Source organism: Rhodococcus sp. AZ1 (genome assembly GCF_054979605.1).
Genome location: NZ_JBUEQF010000004.1, coordinates 20,706 through 37,788, shown reverse-complemented (window position 1 = coordinate 37,788; position 17,083 = coordinate 20,706). Strand labels below are relative to the sequence as shown.

The 17,083-nt window shown below is 68.2% G+C and carries 6 protein-coding genes; 4 read left to right on the top strand and 2 right to left on the bottom strand.

The window, feature by feature from the left end; translation table 11 throughout:
* Positions 1-211 precede the first annotated feature (211 nt).
* Positions 212-13,933: a non-ribosomal peptide synthetase gene (locus tag ACY48E_RS06260; RefSeq protein WP_462871266.1), complete on the top strand. Its 13,722-nt coding sequence runs from the start codon at positions 212-214 to the stop codon at positions 13,931-13,933.
* Between the two features lie 31 nt (positions 13,934-13,964).
* Here the strand turns inward: ACY48E_RS06260 and ACY48E_RS06255 are convergent, their stop codons facing one another.
* Complete coding sequence (locus ACY48E_RS06255) at positions 13,965-14,309, bottom strand: RNA polymerase-binding protein RbpA (protein ID WP_462871265.1); 345 nt, start codon at positions 14,307-14,309, stop codon at positions 13,965-13,967.
* 138 nt (positions 14,310-14,447) lie between these two features.
* On the opposite strand from ACY48E_RS06255, the gene ACY48E_RS06250 reads away from it, so the two are divergent.
* The 3 genes from ACY48E_RS06250 to ACY48E_RS06240 all read left to right on the top strand — a co-directional run bounded on the left by ACY48E_RS06250 (position 14,448) and on the right by ACY48E_RS06240 (position 15,596).
* Complete coding sequence (locus ACY48E_RS06250; RefSeq protein WP_462871264.1) at positions 14,448-14,777, top strand: hypothetical protein; 330 nt, start codon at positions 14,448-14,450, stop codon at positions 14,775-14,777.
* 64 nt (positions 14,778-14,841) lie between these two features.
* A complete protein-coding gene (locus ACY48E_RS06245) occupies positions 14,842-15,246 on the top strand; it encodes a helix-turn-helix domain-containing protein (protein ID WP_462871263.1) in 405 nt (134 codons plus the stop codon).
* Positions 15,243-15,596, top strand: coding sequence for a hypothetical protein (locus tag ACY48E_RS06240; RefSeq protein ID WP_462871262.1), 354 nt, complete (start codon positions 15,243-15,245; stop codon positions 15,594-15,596). Before ACY48E_RS06245 ends, ACY48E_RS06240 begins: the two co-directional genes overlap by 4 nt.
* Here the strand turns inward: ACY48E_RS06240 and ACY48E_RS06235 are convergent.
* Positions 15,571-16,962 carry a dicarboxylate/amino acid:cation symporter gene (locus ACY48E_RS06235; protein WP_462871261.1) on the bottom strand — a complete coding sequence of 464 codons (1,392 nt, stop codon included), beginning with the start codon at positions 16,960-16,962 and terminating at the stop codon, positions 15,571-15,573. The two genes, ACY48E_RS06240 and ACY48E_RS06235, sit on opposite strands and share 26 nt — an antisense overlap.
* Positions 16,963-17,083 lie beyond the last annotated feature (121 nt).

Here is a 17,083-nt window from a genome sequence, read left to right as displayed (position 1 = left end):
GGCTCCAGTAGCGACGAAACGCTCGAATCGGACCCATCCACAGGGTCGCGATCAGCGAATAAAGCACGAGTGCGACGACGGTCGGGGACCTGACGAGAACGTGCGTACCAGGAGGTAGATCCTGAGACGCACCCTCTTCTGGGAACCGGCCCGGTCCGGCTCCAGTGTCGTGTTCTCGAGATGAGTTCGAACTCGACGCGAAGGAGCAACGGTGACGTTCACGGCTGGAACCGAAGATTCTGCTGCCGAGTACGTCGACCCCATCGACCCTTCCCTCGATCCGAGCGCCCCGTTCCCACTCTCGCCCGCCCAGCTGGGCATGTGGTACGCCCAGAAACTCGCACCCGACGTTCCTCTCACCGTCGCGCAGTACGTCGACATCCGCGGGGATCTGGACGTCGACCTGCTGGACCGGGTGGCCCGTCGTGCGGGAGCCGAACTCCAGTCCGGTGCCATCCGGCTCGTGATGGTCGACGGCGAACCGCACCAGGTGGTCGACCCTGCCACTGCGATCACCACCGACACCATCGACTTCCGCGGCCATGGTGACCCGGTGGCCGCCGCAACCGAGTGGATGGACGCGTCCATGCGCGCCCCGATCGACCTCGATCACGATCGGCTGACGCTGAACTACGTTCTGCGCGTTGGTGATTCCCGGTTCTTCTGGTACACCCGCATGCACCACATCGCCGGCGACGGCTATGGCGCCATGACTGCGATGAACCGCGTCGCCGAGTTGTACACCGATGCGATCGCAGGTCGTGAGTCCGCACCGTCGAAGGCCACCCATATCGCCGAGATCTACGACATGGAGGCGAAGTACCGCACGTCGCCCCGGTACGAGACCGATCGCAGATACTGGACGGAGGAGGTCGTCGGCCTGGCCGATTCGTTCGGGCTCGCCGACCGCACCGCGCCCGCTCAGCCGACGCGACTGCGCGCCAGCAAGGTTCTCGATCCGGATCTGGTGAGGCGTCTGGACGAGGCGAGTGCCCGCTTCGAGACCAGCACCGCTGCACTGATCGTCACGGCGTTCGCCGCGTACCTGCACCGGATAACCGGCGCCGAGGACGTGGTGCTGTCGCTGCCCGTGTCGATGCGAACCTCGGCTGCGTTGCGCCGCTCCGGCGGCATGATCTCGAACGTGGTCCCGATCCGTCTGCGGGTCACCGACGAGACCAATCTCGGCGACCTGATCGCCGCGGTCACCGACAAGGTGACGTCTGCCCTTCGCCACCAGCGATACCGCCACGAGGACATCCGCCGCGATCATTCCTCGGCGAACGCGTTCCGCGGCTTCTACGGGCCGCTGGTGAACATCATGCTCTTCGAGTGGAAGATCACACTCGGCGACATCGTCGGCGATTTCCACCTGCTGTCCTCCGGACCCATCGAGGACCTCACCTTCAACATCTACAACGCCGACGGTGGTCGTCTCACCGTCGACTTCGAGGCGAACCCGGCCCTCTACGACGAGCACGAGCTCGTCGGCCATCACCGCCGGTTCCTCGCGTTCTTCGACGCGCTGATCGAACGTGGTCACCGCGCGCGGGTGGTCGCGCTGGATGTGATCGAACCCGAGGAGCGGCACCTGGTGGTGGCCGAGTGGAACGAGACCGCACACGCGGTACCGGCAACCACGCTGCCCGCCCTGTTCGCCGAGCAGGTTCGCCGAACCCCACATGCGCCGGCCCTCGAGTTCGACGGGCGCAGCCTGACATACCGGGATCTCGACCGACGCTCGAACCGGCTCGCGCGCGTGCTCATCGATCGCGGAGTAGGGCCCGATTCCTGTGTGGGACTGGCCGTCCGGCGCTCGATGGACCTTCTCGTGGCGATGTACGCGGTGATCAAGGCCGGCGGCGCCTACGTCCCGATCGACCCGGACCATCCGGCCGAACGCATCGGTTACGTCCTCGACAGTGCCAGGCCGGTGTGCATTCTGACCGCTGCCCGCGACGAGGTATCCATCTCGACGACCGTGCCGATCATCGACGTCGACACCCTGGCATCGATCGGCATCGACGACGGCCCGATCGGTGATGCCGAGCGCCTGTCGCCGCTCCGCCCCGAGCACACCGCGTACGTGATCTACACCTCCGGTTCGACCGGCCGACCCAAGGGTGTCGCAGTCCCGCACCGCGGCATCGTGAACCGACTGCTGTGGATGCAGAACCAATACCCGCTCGACGAGTCCGATGCGGTCCTTCAGAAGACGCCCGCGACGTTCGACGTGTCGGTGTGGGAGTTCTTCTGGCCTCTGCAGGTCGGTGCGCGACTGGTGATCGCCGCGCCTGACGGACACCGCGATCCCCGGTACCTTGCCTCCATCATCGCCGAGAAGCGAATCACCACAGTGCACTTCGTGCCGTCGATGCTGGCGGTGTTCGTCGCGGAACCTCGCACCGCCGACGCGCTGTCGAGCGTGCGGCGGGTGTTCTGCAGCGGCGAGGCCCTGCTGCCCGACACGGCGTCGCGGTTCGTCGAACTCGCCTCGCGCAGCGATCGACGCGTGGAGCTGCACAACCTCTACGGGCCCACCGAAGCGTCCGTGGACGTGAGCTTCTGGGCGTTCGCGGTCACCGACACCACGGTGGTTCCCATCGGTCGCCCGGTGTGGAACACCTCGCTGTACATCCTCGACCGTCGGCTCGAACCGGTACCTGTGGGCATCGCGGGTGAGCTCTACCTGGCCGGCGACCAGCTCGCCCGCGGATACGTGGGGCGCCCGGAGCTCACAGCCGATCGCTTCGTTGCAGATCCGTTCGGCGAGAGCGGTTCTCGCATCTACCGTACCGGCGACCTCGCACGCTGGCGCCCGGATGGCGCTGTCGAGTACCTCGGACGCACCGATTTCCAGGTCAAGATCCGGGGCCTGCGTATCGAGTTGGGCGAAGTCGAATCCGCGCTCACCGCGATCAGCGGTATCGATCATGCGGTGGCCGTCGCGCACACCGACGATCGCGGCGAGACCGAACTGGTCGCCTACGTGGCGTCGTCCGCGACACCGCCCCGGCCGATCGACGTCGAGGCGGTGACCCGTTCACTGGGGGCGGTGCTCCCGGACTACATGGTGCCGACCCTGCTGATGGTGCTGGCGGAGATGCCTCTGAGCGCAAACGGCAAGGTCGATCGCCGAGCGCTGCCCGCACCGGAGCGTCCCGCGTCCGCTGTCGGATTCGTCGCACCGAGAACCGATCTCGAGCGCCACATCGCTCGCACCGTCTCCGACGTGCTCGGCGTGCCCTCGCCCGGCGTGTTCGACAGCTTCTTCGCCATCGGCGGCAACTCTCTCCTGGCGACACGGGTCGTCGCACGACTGAGCACCGAACTGGGACGAGAGCTCTCGCTTCGCGAGCTGTTCGAGGCACCGACGGTCGCAGCCCTCGCCGAGCGGCTGGACGGGATCGACGCGTCACCCGCGCTCGAGCGCCCGCAGCTGATCGCCCTCGCCCGTCCGGAACGCGTGCCGCTGTCCCCGGCGCAGCAGCGGCTGTGGTTCCTCAACCGCTTCGACCCGGGGTCGGCCACCTACAACATGCCGTTCGTCCTGCGTCTGCGCGGTGACGTCGACGAGCGTGCGCTCCGCTCGGCGCTCGTCGACGTTCTTGCTCGGCACGAAATCCTGCGCACGACGTTCCCCGACGGGCCGGCGGGTCCGCACCAGATCGTGCACCCCGCTCACGGAGTGGAGACTCTCGACGGCCCCCGCCCGAGAACGATCGGTGCGGTGGTCACGGTGGACCCGGACGAGCTCGAGGCGCATCTGCGGGAGTTCGGAACCCGCGGCTTCGACGTCACCGTCGACCTTCCGATACGAGTGGCGCTGGTGCGCACGTCACCGGACGAGCTGGTGCTGGCGATGGTCATTCACCACATTGCCGCCGACGGGTTCTCCATGCGCCCGCTGGCCGTGGACGTGATGGCCGCGTACACCGCCCGTCTCGGCGGTCGACCTCCGGCGTGGGAGCCGCTCGCGGTTCAGTACGCCGACTACAGCATCTGGCAGCGTTCGGTTCTCGGCGACGCGACCGACCCGGACAGTCGCGCCGCTCGTCAACTCGCCTTCTGGTCCCGGTACCTCGACGGAACCGACGGCTCGCTCGATCTCCCCACCGATCGTCCTCGACCTCCGGTACCGAGCTTCCGCGGCGGATCGGTTGCCTTCGAGATCGATTCGCACACCCACGGTGCGCTCTCGTCGCTGGCCGCGGCGCGGTCGGCGACGGTCTTCATGGTGGTGCACGCGGCGTTGGCCGCCTTCCTGGGTCGACTCGGCGGATCCACCGACGTCACGATCGGCACCCCGATCGCGGGGCGTGGCGAACGTGCCCTCGACGACGTGGTCGGAATGTTCGTCAACACACTGGTCCTGCGCACGCGGCTCGATCCTGATTCCGACTTCGACACCCTCCTCGAGCAGGTGCGCGACAGCGACCTCGAAGCGTTCGCCAACGCCGACGTTCCGTTCGAGCAGGTGGTCGATACCGTCGCCCCCGCACGTTCGACGGCCACCACGCCGCTGTTCCAGGTGATGCTCGCCTTCGAGAACACCGATCCGGTCGAGGTCGAGTTGCCCGGGCTGACGGTTGCGGTCCGCGAGATCGTCGCCGATATCGCGAAGTTCGACCTGCACCTGCAGGTCACCGAACGCCTGCGAGCAGACGGGCGACCCGACGGGCTCGACGCGGCATTCGTCTACGCCACCGACCTTTTCGATCGCTCGACGGTGGAAGCCTTCGCCGACCGCTTCTCCCGACTGCTCACCGGGCTGACCCGCCGACCGCACGCACCGATCGGCGATCACGACCTGCTCAGCGCCACCGAGGCGGCGTTGCTCGCGCCGATCACCGGGCTGGCGTCGGTGGGCAGCCGCACCCTCGCCGAGATCTTCGACGCCGCCGTGCGGGCGTACCCGGACAACACCGCGGTGGTCCACGGCGATCGGTCGCTGACCTACCGCGAACTCGACGCGCGCGCGCAGGCCATCGCTCGGATGCTCGCCGCACGTGGGATCGGCCCGGAATCGCGGGTGATCGTCGCGCTCGAACGTTCCCTGGACTGCATCGTGGCCATCTGGGCGGTGACGGCAGCGGGCGCAGCCTTCGTTCCGGTGGACCCGACATACCCACCCGAACGGGTCGCCGGCATGGTGGCCGACAGCGCTGCACGCGTGGGCATCTCGACCACGCTCGCCCGCGCATCGCTACCGGCCGAGACGAGCCTGCACTGGATCGATCTCGACACTCTGAATCCGGACACCCCGAACCTGGCAACCACCGACGACGGTCACGACTCGCCCGTGCCGGCGAGAGCGACACCGGCGAACGCGGCCTACCTGATCTTCACGTCGGGGTCGACCGGGCGCCCCAAGGCAGTGGTGGTCACCCATGCCGGACTGGCCGACTTCGCCCACGAGGAGGCCACCCGCTACGGGGTCTACCCGGGTGCGCGCACGCTGCACTTCGCATCCCCGAGCTTCGACGCCTCCATCCTCGACATCGTGATGGGACTCGGTACCGGAGCCACGATGATGGTGGTGCCAACCGACATCTACGGCGGCAAGGAACTCACCGATTTCCTCCGCACGAACCGGGTCACCCACGCCTTCGCCACGCCGGCGGCGCTCGAAACCTGTTCGCCGGAGGCCCTCGACGATCTGGAGTTCGTCGCCGTCGGCGGGGACCTGTGCAGCCCCGCCCTCGTGGATCGATGGGCTCCCGGCCGCCGCATGCTCAACCTCTACGGGCCCACCGAGTCCACCGTCGTCGCCACGATGGCGGACGCTGTCGAGGGCCGCCCGGTGGGCATCGGCAGCCCGGTGCGCGGCACCGACGCCCTTGTTCTCGACGATCGGCTCCGGCCGGTCCCGCCCGGATCCCTCGGCGAGCTCTACCTCGCGGGCGCGGCGCTGGCGCGCGGGTACCAACATCGCCACGGTCTGACCGCCGAGCGCTTCGTCGCCAACCCGTACGGGTCGGCAGGGGAGCGGATGTACCGCACCGGCGACCTCGTCTCGGTGACGATCGCGGGCGAGACCCCCACCTTGACCTACCACGGACGCCGAGACGCACAGGTCAAGATCCGAGGCCACCGCATCGAACTCACCGAGATCGACGCGGTCCTTCTCGAGCACCCCGGCGTGAGCTTCGCCCACACCATCGTCCACAGCGGCGGCGCCGGTGCGACCGACGACACATCGCCCGCACTGGATCGGCGACCGGTGTCGTACGTGCAGGGCGACGTCAGCGTCGAGGACGTGCTCGATCACGCCGCGGGTCGACTTCCGGGCTACATGGTGCCCGCGGCTGTGGTCGTCCTCGACGCAATCCCGATGACACCGTCACGCAAGATCGATCTGCGAGCACTGCCGCAGCCGACCTTCGCCGCCGACACCCGCGAACACGTCGATCCCGTCACCCCGACGGAGGTGATCGTGGCACAGGTCTTCGCCGAGGTGCTCGGGCGCGAGCGAATGGGTCTGGGCGAGAGCTTCTTCGACGGCGGCGGCAACTCGCTGATGGCCACCCGCGTCGCAGCGCGACTGTCGGCAGAGTTCGGGGTCGACCTTCCTGTCCGAGCCGTGTTCGACGCCCCCACCGTCGAGGCCCTCGCGCGCACCCTCGACCGTGCCGACGACGGCGGCGGGCGCCGGGCGCTCGCACCGATTCCTAAAGCCGAACGCCCACAGCGCATCCCGCTGTCACTCGCTCAGCAGAGGCTGTGGTTCCTCAACCGCTTCGACAACTCGGTCGACACGTACAACATCTCCTTCGCCGTGCACTTCCGTTCCGCAACAGCACATGCCGCCATAGGACATGCCGCGGCAGGCCATGCCGGGGCGGGGCGCGGCGGAGTCGATGTCGACGCACTCGGAGCCGCGCTCGGCGACGTCCTCGCTCGGCACGAAAGTCTGCGAACGATCTTCCCCGAGAGCGACGACGGGCCGTTCCAGCTGGTGTTGCCCAGCGCTGCACCGGACCTCGATGTGCGCACCGTGGCACCCGAGGCACTGACATCGGAGATCGCGAGCATCGCCCGGGGCGGTTTCGATCTCACCACCGAGCCGCCACTGCGTGCGGCCCTCCTGATCACCGGGGAACTCGAGAGCACCCTGGTGTTGGTGCTGCACCACATCGCAGCGGACGGGTGGTCCATGGGTCCGCTGACGCGAGACGTGGTGGCCGCCTACTCCGCGCGCCGCGACTCCCGCGCACCCGAGCTGGAACCACTACCGGTGCAGTACACCGACTTCACGCTGTGGCAGCGGGCAACGCTCGGCGACGAGGCGGACCCGACCTCGCTCGCCGGTCGCCAACTCGCGTACTGGACCGAGCAACTGGACTCGATGCCGGACGAGGTGATCCTGCCCGCCGACCGCCCGCGCCCGGCCATGCCCACCGGTGCGGGAGCGTCGATCGAGGTGGATGTGGACGAGGCCACCGTCGCGGCGCTCGCGTCACTGGCCACGCGCAGCGGTGCGAGCCTGTTCATGGTGGTTCACACCGCGCTTGCAGTTCTCCTGGCTCGGCTCGCCGACACCGACGACGTCGCTGTCGGAACACCGGTCGCCGGTCGAGGGGACCGTGCCCTGGACGAGCTGGTCGGGATGTTCGTCAACACACTCGTTCTGCGCACCCGGGTGGACGCACGTGCACCGTTCACCTCGGTCCTCGCCGAAGCACGGGCCGTCGACCTCGAGGCCTTCGAGAACGCCGACCTGCCGTTCGAGCGTGTGGTCGAGTCCGTGGCGCCGAGCCGCTCGACGGGTCGGCACCCACTGGTGCAGACGGTGCTCTCGTTCCAGAACCGTGCCGAGCACACGATCGAGTTTCCGGGCTCGACCGTTCGCGCGGAGGAGATCGCCCTCGCCCGAACCAAGTTCGACCTGGAGCTGCGCGTCGTCGAGTCGGCCGACCGCACGGAGTTCTCGTTCGTGTACTCCCGCGAGCTGTACGACGAGAACACGATGGGGATCTACGCCGAGCGCTTGGCCCGACTGCTGGGCGAGATCGCGGCAGCGCCGGACCGACCTGTGGGCGATCTCGACCTTATGGGTACCGCCGAGTGGACCGATCTGCTCTCGCGCCGCGGCGCCGACGCCGCCCCTGCGCTCACACTGCCCGAACTGCTCGATGCAACCGTTGCGCGCAACCCCCACGGGATTGCGCTGGTCGAGCCGGTTGCCGCCGGGCGATCCATGACCTATCTCGAGCTCGACGAGGCATCGAACCGCCTCGCGCGCTACCTGCTCGGCGCCGGCGCCGGCCCGGAGACCGTGGTGGCCGTTGCACTGCCACGGTCGATTCGGGCCGTCGTGGCCACGCTGGCCGTCGCGAAGACCGGTGCCGCGTGGGTCCCGATCGATCCGCGGTATCCGCGCGATCGCATCGCCCACATGATCTCCGACTCCGGTGCCCTCCTGGGCCTGACCTCGAGCTCGGCGGCGGACACTCTCCCGACCGGTCCGTACTGGGTCGTGTTGGACGACAACAGTGTTCGAGTCGACGTGGGGGTGCAGTCCGCAGATCCGATCGACCCGTCGGAGAGATCGGCGCCGCTTCGCGCCGACCATCCCGCGTACGTGATCTACACCTCCGGTTCGACAGGCGTTCCGAAAGGTGTCGTGCTCACCCATCTCGGACTGTCGAACTTCGCCGACGAGGAGGTCGAGCGCTTCGGCGTCACTGCCGCTTCCCGCGTGCTGCAGATCGCCTCACCGAGTTTCGACGCCTCGATCCTCGAACTGCTCATGGCCCTTCGCCCCGGGGCCACGATGGTCGTGGCACCGGAGGACGTCTACGGCGGAGCCGAGCTCGCTGACCTCCTGGCGCACAATGCGGTCACGCATGCGTTCATCACGCCCGCCGCTCTGGCCACGGTGGACGCCGGTGTGTCCCTGCCCGACCTGAGCACGGTGATCGTCGGTGGCGACGTGTGCCCGCCCGAACTTCTCGCCCGCTGGTCTCGCGGACGATCGATGTTCAACGCCTACGGGCCCACCGAAGCAACCATCGTCGCCAGCATCGCCGACCTCTCCGAGACCGGCCGTGTGAGTATCGGTCGACCCATCCGCGGCGTCCGGATCGCTGTGCTCGACGCCCGACTTCGCCCGGTTCCCGCGGGCACCACCGGCGTGCTCTACATTTGCGGCCCCGGCCTCGCCCGCGGCTACCTGGGACGCCACGCGCTCACGTCCATGCGTTTCGTCGCCGACCCTCACGGCGAACCCGGCGCGCGCATGTACTGCACCGGGGACGTGGTGCGGTGGGCCGCCGACGGTCAGCTCGATTACGTCGGACGCGACGACGATCAGGTGAAGGTGCGCGGATTCCGCATCGAGCTCGGCGAGATCGACTCCGCGCTCGGAGCACTCGCCGGTGTCAGCTTTGCGCACACACTGGTCCATACGCCCGACGGCGGGCAACCGGCACTCGCGTCGTACGTCGTGGGTGCCCCGACCGCCGTGCTCGACCCGTCGACGCTCGCGCGCGAGCTGGCAACGACGTTGCCCGCACACATGATCCCGCCGTCGATCACCGTGCTGGACAGCATTCCCCTCACACCGGTCGGAAAGCTGGATCGGCGCGCGCTACCCGCACCGCTGCCGACCACCGCGGTCGAGTTCGAGCCGGTGACCACCGCTGTGGAGGCCAGGGTCGCCGAAACGTTCGCCGAGGTGCTCGGACTCGATCCGACCACGGTGGGGCGGCGCGACGAGTTCTTCGCTCTCGGCGGCAACTCGCTGCTGGCGACCAAGGTCGCCGCACGTCTGTCCACCGCGACCGGCTCTCGCGTCGGCGTGCGCGCACTCTTCGATCACCGGTCAGTGGCGGAGCTGGCGAACCATGTCGCAACGCTCGATGCCACGTCGACCTCGGCACTTCTCGCCCGCGAACGGCCCGCGATCATCCGGCTCTCGCCGGCGCAGTTGCGCCTGTGGTTCCTCAACCGATTCGACCCCTCGTCGGGGGCGTACAACGTGCCGTTCGTGGTCACCATGACCGGTCCGCTCGACATTGCGGCGATGACCGTGGCGATCGGCGATCTCGTTCGCCGACACGAGGTCCTGCGGACGCTGTACCCGGACACACCGGACGGCCCCGTGCAGCTGATTCTCGGGCCGGACGAGGTGGACGTCGAGGTCGACGTCCGAGACGTCGACGGAGACCACGCCGCCACCGTGGTGCACGATCTCGCGTCGGCCGGATTCGATGTGAGCGAGGACGTTCCGCTGCGCGCAGCGATCCTGCGCACCTCGCCACACCACCATCTGCTCGTGATCACCATTCACCACATCGCGGCGGACGGCTGGTCGCTGACCCCGCTGGCCGCCGACCTGGTCTCCGCCTACCGGGCGCGCTCGACGGGCGCAACATCGCATCGACCGACGCTCGACGTCCAGTACGCCGACTACTCGCTGTGGCAGCAGGAGCGGCTCGGTTCCGAGGACGACCCCGGGTCCGTGGCGGCGAAGTCCCTCGAGCACTGGGTGGCCGCGCTACGCGACGCTCCCGAGAGCGTGGACCTGCCCACCGACCGTCCTCGGCCCGAACTGCCCTCGTACCGGGGTGGATCCGTGGTTCGGGAGGTCTCCTCGACGACCCACCGCGCTCTGCTCGACCTGGCCCGAGAGCGTGGAGCGACCATGTTCATGGTGGTGCACACTGCGGTGGCGATCACGCTGGCGCGACTGTCCGGGCGCACGGATGTGTGCGTGGGCACCGTGGTGGCCGGTCGCGGGGACCGGGCATTGGACGAGCTCATCGGGATGTTCGTCAACACGCTCGCGCTGCGCACTCACCTGCAGCCGAGCGCATCCATCGCGCAGACCATCGACACCGTGCGCGCCACCGACCTCGATGCATTCAGCCATCCGGACACAGCGTTCGAGCGCCTGGTCGACGTGCTGGCGCCGAGCCGTAGCGCGGGAAGCCACCCGCTGTTCCAGGTGATGGTCACCGTGCGTGAGGACACCCCCACACGCATCGAGGTCGATGGCCTGGTCCTCGATGCCGCCGAGATCGACACCGGCACAGCGAAGTTCGATCTGCAGTTCACCGTGACCGAACGCGCGGACACCGGTGGTCTGAGCATTCGCCTCGACTACGCGACCGACCTGTTCGACCACGGCACCGGTGAGCAGATCGTGGAGCGAACCATCCGGGTGTTCGAGGCTGCTGCGCTCGACCCGTCGCAGTCGATCGGGGACATCGAGCTCCTCGCGCCCGCCGAGATCACGCGCCTGAATCCTGTTCGGGGAGCGCGCACTCGCGCCCCGCGGACCCTGGCCGAGATCTTCGAGTCGACCGCCGCTCGGGTGCCCGACCGGGTGGCGCTCGAGTTCGGTGACACCGCGGTGATCTACCGCGATCTCGATACCCAGTCCAACGCCCTCGCCCGAATGTTGCTGCGTCGCGGGGTCGGTCCGGAATCGTACGTGGCACTCGGTCTGGGGCGTTCCTACGAATCGGTGCTCGCGGTGCTCGCGGTGACCAAGGCGGGCGCCGCCTACGTCCCGATCGACCCTGCCTACCCGGCCGAGCGCCTCGCGCACATGATCACCGACTCGACCGTCCTCCTCGGACTGACCACCGCAGCCGACCATCGGGTCCTGAGCGAGGCGGCGCCGGGCACCGTTCCACAGTGGATCGTGCTCGACGACGACGAGATTCGCGCGGAGATGATCCTCACCTCCACCTCGCCGGTCACCGACGTCGACCGTCGCGCCCGGCTGTGCACGCAGAACCCCGCGTACATGATCTACACCTCCGGATCGACCGGGCTGCCGAAGGGCGTCGTGGTCACCCATGCCGGGCTGTCCGCCTTCGCGGACGAACTGCGTGAGAGATTCGACGTGCGACCGGATTCGCGCGTGTTGCATTTCGCCACACCGAGTTTCGACGCCGCGGTCATGGACATGCTTCTCGCGTTCGGCGGGGGCGCGACGCTCGTGCTCGCCCCGTCGGGCATCTACGGCGGCACGGAGCTCAGCGGGCTGCTCGCCGAGCGCGAGATCACCCACTCGTTCATCACCACCGCCGCGCTGGCCACCGCGGACCCAACCGGCCTGACCAAGCTCACGCACGTGCTCTTCGGTGGCGAGGCCTGCGCCCCCGAACTGGTCGAACGTTGGGCTCCGGGTCGTCGGATCCACAACATCTACGGCCCCACCGAGACGACCATCGTCACCACCATGGGACGGCCCACCACCCCGGCTGCACCCATCACCATCGGCGGGCCGATCCGTGGCGTCGCGGCGCGGGTGCTCGACCAACGCCTGCACCCGGTTCCGGTGGGCGTGGTCGGCGAGCTGTACCTGTCGGGACACGCGCTCGCTCGCGGCTACCACGGTCGCGCCGCCCTGACGGCCGAGCGGTTCGTAGCCGACCCGACGGGTTCGGCCGGGGACCGCATGTACCGGACCGGCGATCTCGTGCGATGGGCCGAGGTCGACGACGAGGGCACCCTCGAACTGATGTACGTCGGCAGATCCGACCATCAGGTGAAGGTGCGCGGCTTCCGTGTCGAACTCGGTGACATCGACGCCGCACTGAACTCCTTCGCAGACGTCGAGTTCTCGGTCACGATCGGCCACGAACGCGACGCCGGGGACACCGCCCTCGTCTCCTACGTCCGGGGCCGTGGTGGTCGCGCCCTCGACGTCGAGTCGCTGCGGCGGCACGTCTCGGGCCGACTGCCCGCGTACATGGTTCCCCTGGCGATCATGGTCCTCGACGAGGTCCCGCTGACCGCCGTCGGCAAACTCGATCGACGGGCGCTCCCAGCGCCGGTGTTCACCTCGGCCGTCTCGCATCGTGAACCGCGCACGCCCACCGAGACGGCAGTGTGCGAAGCCTTCGCCGTCACACTGGGCCGGAGCACGCCGCGCGGTGCCGCCGACGAAGGTCGGCCGAGCACGGTGGGGGCGGACGACAACTTCTTCGAACTCGGCGGCACGTCGTTGCTCGCCACGCGCGTGGCATCGGATCTCCGCGCCCGACTCGGTACCGACGTTCCGGTGCCCTGGCTCTTCAGCGATCCCACGCCGGCTCGGCTCGCGGCGCGAATCGATCAGCGGCTCGGCCTCGATCGCGCACCCGAGGTCGATTCGGGTGAGAGTGTCGATCGGTCACTCGCACCGCTGCTGCCATTGCGGGAGAACGGAACTCGCCCCCCGCTGTTCTGTGTGCACCCCGCCTTCGGACTGTCATGGAGCTACACGGGGTTGGTCCCGCACTTGCATCCGGATCAGCCCGTGTACGGACTGCAGAACCCCTCCTTGACCATGCTCGAGACGACAGAGCACCTCGACACCGTCGACGACCTGGCCCGCTTCCACGTGCGTGAGATCCGTTCCGTGGCCCCACACGGCCCGTACGCACTGGCGGGCTGGTCACTCGGTGGGCTGATCGCCCACTCGATCGCGGTCGAGCTGCGCGCTGCGGGGGAGGAGGTGACGCTGGTGGCCATGCTCGATGCCCACCTGCTCTCCGAGCGGTACGCCTCCACCACCCCGACGGTGCGGGAGCTGCTCGAGGAGTTCACGGGCCAGTCGTTGCCGGGCGACTCCGAGCCGACCATCGCCGATGCTGCCGCGCTCGTACGGTCACACGGCGGTGCAGTGGCGGCGTTGGACGAGCAGTCCTTGGCGGCGATGTACCAGGCCTATGTGACGGGCACCGACATGGCCCGCACGCACAATCCGCATCATTTCGACGGTGACGTGGTGTTCTTCACTGCAACCGAGGACGAAACCAATCGTCAGGACTCGACGCGATCGGCATCGGCGTGGCGACCGTACGTCGGTGGCGCAATTCACGATCACCCGGTCGCGTGCGCTCATGCGGCGATGACCGATCCGAGCTCGCTGGCGGTGATCGGGCCGGTGATCGCGCGCTACCTCGATCAGGCGGGTGACGCGACGGGGTGATCGACCCGCAGACGCGGGGCGGAGTTCTCGCTCAGGAACCAGCGCTGCGGCGCTTGGTCTTGAGCAGGTCCATGCGCTCCTTGAGCAGCTCGTCCAACTCCTCGATGGAGCGGCGCTCACGCAGCATGTCCCAGTGGGTCCGGGGGGGCTTGACCTTCTTCGCCTCGGGAGCCGTTCCCTCGATGAGCGACCCCTCGAGGCCGTTGCGGCACAACCAGGTGCCGGGGATCTCGGCGTCGTCGGCGAAGGGTACGTCGAATTCCTCACCGTTGTCCGTGCGGTAACGCGCCGTGCGGCGGGGCGCAAGGTCGTGATCACGATCGGTCTCGTAGCTCACCGCTCCGAGTCGACTGCCTCGTAGAACGCGATCTGCCATGGTGGAGTCCTCCCTGATCCTGCCGAATGCGTGTCGAGCCGCCTCCATGAGAACGCTCGAGACCCCCCGAGAGGTTCCCGGGTCCGCATGCGCGCGGCGGCTACCCATGGTAGCTGGTCAGGGCCCTAAGCTGGCTGCGTGTCCAGCCGCCGACGTCCCCTGAACTGCCTGTGGTGCGCGCGACCGGTTGCGGACTCGGGGACAGGGCGTCGCCGCAGGTATTGCAGACAGTCCTGCCGTCAGCGTGCCTACGAGCAGAGGAGCACCACCCGCGGCACCTCGATCGGCGACGACTCGGTGGTGCTCACCGCCGTCGAAGCGGCCGCGTTCGCCGATCGGGCGTTCGCCGTGCGATGCGCGGCAGAGGACGTGCACACCGCTCTCGCCGAGGGTGCTGCACCGCCCGACCTCGCGATACTGGTCGACGAGCTCGTCGAACTGGCGAAGGACGCCGAACGCCTGCGGTGAAATTTTTGACCGCTCGTTCCTCAATATTGTTGACCGATCGTTCTCACCAATTTATGGTCTGGGTATGGGTCGTTCACGAACGTTCGACATCGACGCGGCCATCGACGCCTCCGCACGTCAGTTCCTGGCCGGCGGCTACGAGGCCACGTCGATCGATGTGCTGGTCGCCGCGACGGGCGTCCATCGAGGAAGCCTGTACAAGGCGTTCGGGAGCAAACGTGGACTCTTCCTCGCCGTTCTCGAACAGGGCGCAACCAGGGTCGATGAGACCGAGCGGCTCGACCTGATCCTGATCGCGCTGCTCGAACTCGCCCCGAGCGACCCCGTCGTAAGGAACATCGCCGGGAACCTGCTCACCGATCTGTCCCCGCACGAAGGCCCCACGATCCTGGGCCGACGACTCGTCGAGCGCGCCGGGCTCACAGCCGCAGCCGACATCACCGCTACCACCGAGGAGACCATGCCGTGAACACCGTGACCGTTACTGCAGACAGCCTGATCGTCGAGCCGCGCGGACTCGACAAACTGTGGTCACTCACGCGCAGGATCACCGTTCCCCTCACGCAGGTCCGCGGGGCAACGGCAGATCCCGGCGCCACCGACGAGAGCCGAGGCATCCGCGCGCCGGGGCTGCGGGTGCCCGGCAAGTCCGCCGGCACGTTCCACCGCGACGGGGAGAGGGTGTTCTGGAACGTCACCGGTTCCCGCAACACCGTGGTGATCGAACTTGCCGATCACCGATTCCAGCGGTTGATCCTGACCGTGGAGAACCCGCGCGCGGTCGTCGACGCGATCACCCGGGCGTGCTCGTCGCTGTGACTGCGGTCGGGGAGTCGGAGTACACCTCGTCGAACGGCTCACTCGACCGCGGAGCGTCGTAACGCGCCTGATCCAGGATTCCCTCCCGCTTGGCCACGATGGTCGGGACAAGAGCCTGACCGGTGACGTTGAGTGCGGTTCGACCCATGTCGATGATCGGCTCGATGGCGATGAGCAGACCGGCCCCGGCCAGAGGGAGACCGAGCGTCGAGAGGGTCAAGGTGAGCATCACCGTGGCGCCGGTGGTCCCGGCGGTCGCCGCGGAGCCGATCACCGAGACGATCACGATCAGCAGGTAGTCGGTGAACGACAGGTCGATCCCGTAGAACTGGGCGACGAACAGCGCGGCGATGGCCGGGTAGATCGCGGCGCACCCGTCCATCTTCGTCGTCGCGCCGAGCGGAACGGCGAACGACGAGTACTCCCGTGGCACACCGAGATTCCGCTCTGTCACCCGTTGCGTCACCGGAAGTGTGCCGATGGACGAGCGCGTGACGAAGCCGAGTTGGGTGGCGGGCCACACGCCGGTGAAGAACTGTCGCACCGACAGCCCGTGCGCCTTGATCAGGGCGGGATAGACCACCAGGAAGACCACGGCCAGGCCCACGTAGACGGAGATGGCGAACACGCTCAGCGAGGCGAGCGCCGACCACCCGTAGGTGGCCACGGCGTTCGCGATGAGCGCTGCGGTTCCGATCGGCGCGAGGCGGATGATCCACCACAGCACCTTCTGCACGATCGCCAGCACCGACGCGGTCACGTTCAGGAACGGCTCGGCGGCGGCGCCCACCTTCAGCGCGGCGATGCCGACGGCGATGGCCACCACCAACAGCTGGAGAACCGAGAACGACACCGTGCTGGTGGCGCTCCCGTCGCCGACCGCCGTTCGCACCGACAGGCCGAGGAAGTTGCTCGGTACGAGCCCGGTCAGGAACGCCCACCAGTTGCCCACGGAGGAGGGGTCCTTGGCAGTGGCGGCATCGACGCCCGTTCGGGCACCCGGTTGTGCGATGAGTCCGATCACGATTCCGATCACGACGGCGATGAGCGCGGTGATCGCGAACCAGAGCAGCGTCCGTACCGCCAGCCGTGCGGCGTTGGCCACCTGCCTGAGGTTGGCGATCGAGGAGACGATCGCGGTGAACACCAGCGGCACCACGGCGACGGTGAGCAGCTTGACGTAGCTCGAGCCGATGGTGTCGACGGTGCCGATCAACCAGTTGTCACTGCCGTCGTCGGCGGCGGGTAGGGCGCGGGCGATGAGGCCCAGAACGATTCCGGCAATCAGGCCGATCACGACCTGGGTACTGAACGACGTCGTCCACGAGGGGAGTCGGGACGCGCGCGTGGGGGTGCGCTGAGACATGGGAGTGCTTTCTGTCGGACGAGACGAGGACCGGTGGTGCCGTCGTCACGGACAGAGCGTGCTGGACTGCCGGCACAGATCGACCACGCGTCGACTGGTCAGCATCAGGAGCACCCGGTGA

Excerpts from the sequence above, each read along its gene's own strand:
- ACY48E_RS06235 (WP_462871261.1), bottom strand. The coding sequence starts at position 16,962 with ATGTCTCAGCGCACCCCCACGCGCGCGTCCCGACTCCCCTCGTGGACG.
- ACY48E_RS06245 (WP_462871263.1), top strand. The coding sequence starts at position 14,842 with ATGGGTCGTTCACGAACGTTCGACATCGACGCGGCCATCGACGCCTCC.
- ACY48E_RS06255 (WP_462871265.1), bottom strand. The coding sequence starts at position 14,309 with ATGGCAGATCGCGTTCTACGAGGCAGTCGACTCGGAGCGGTGAGCTAC.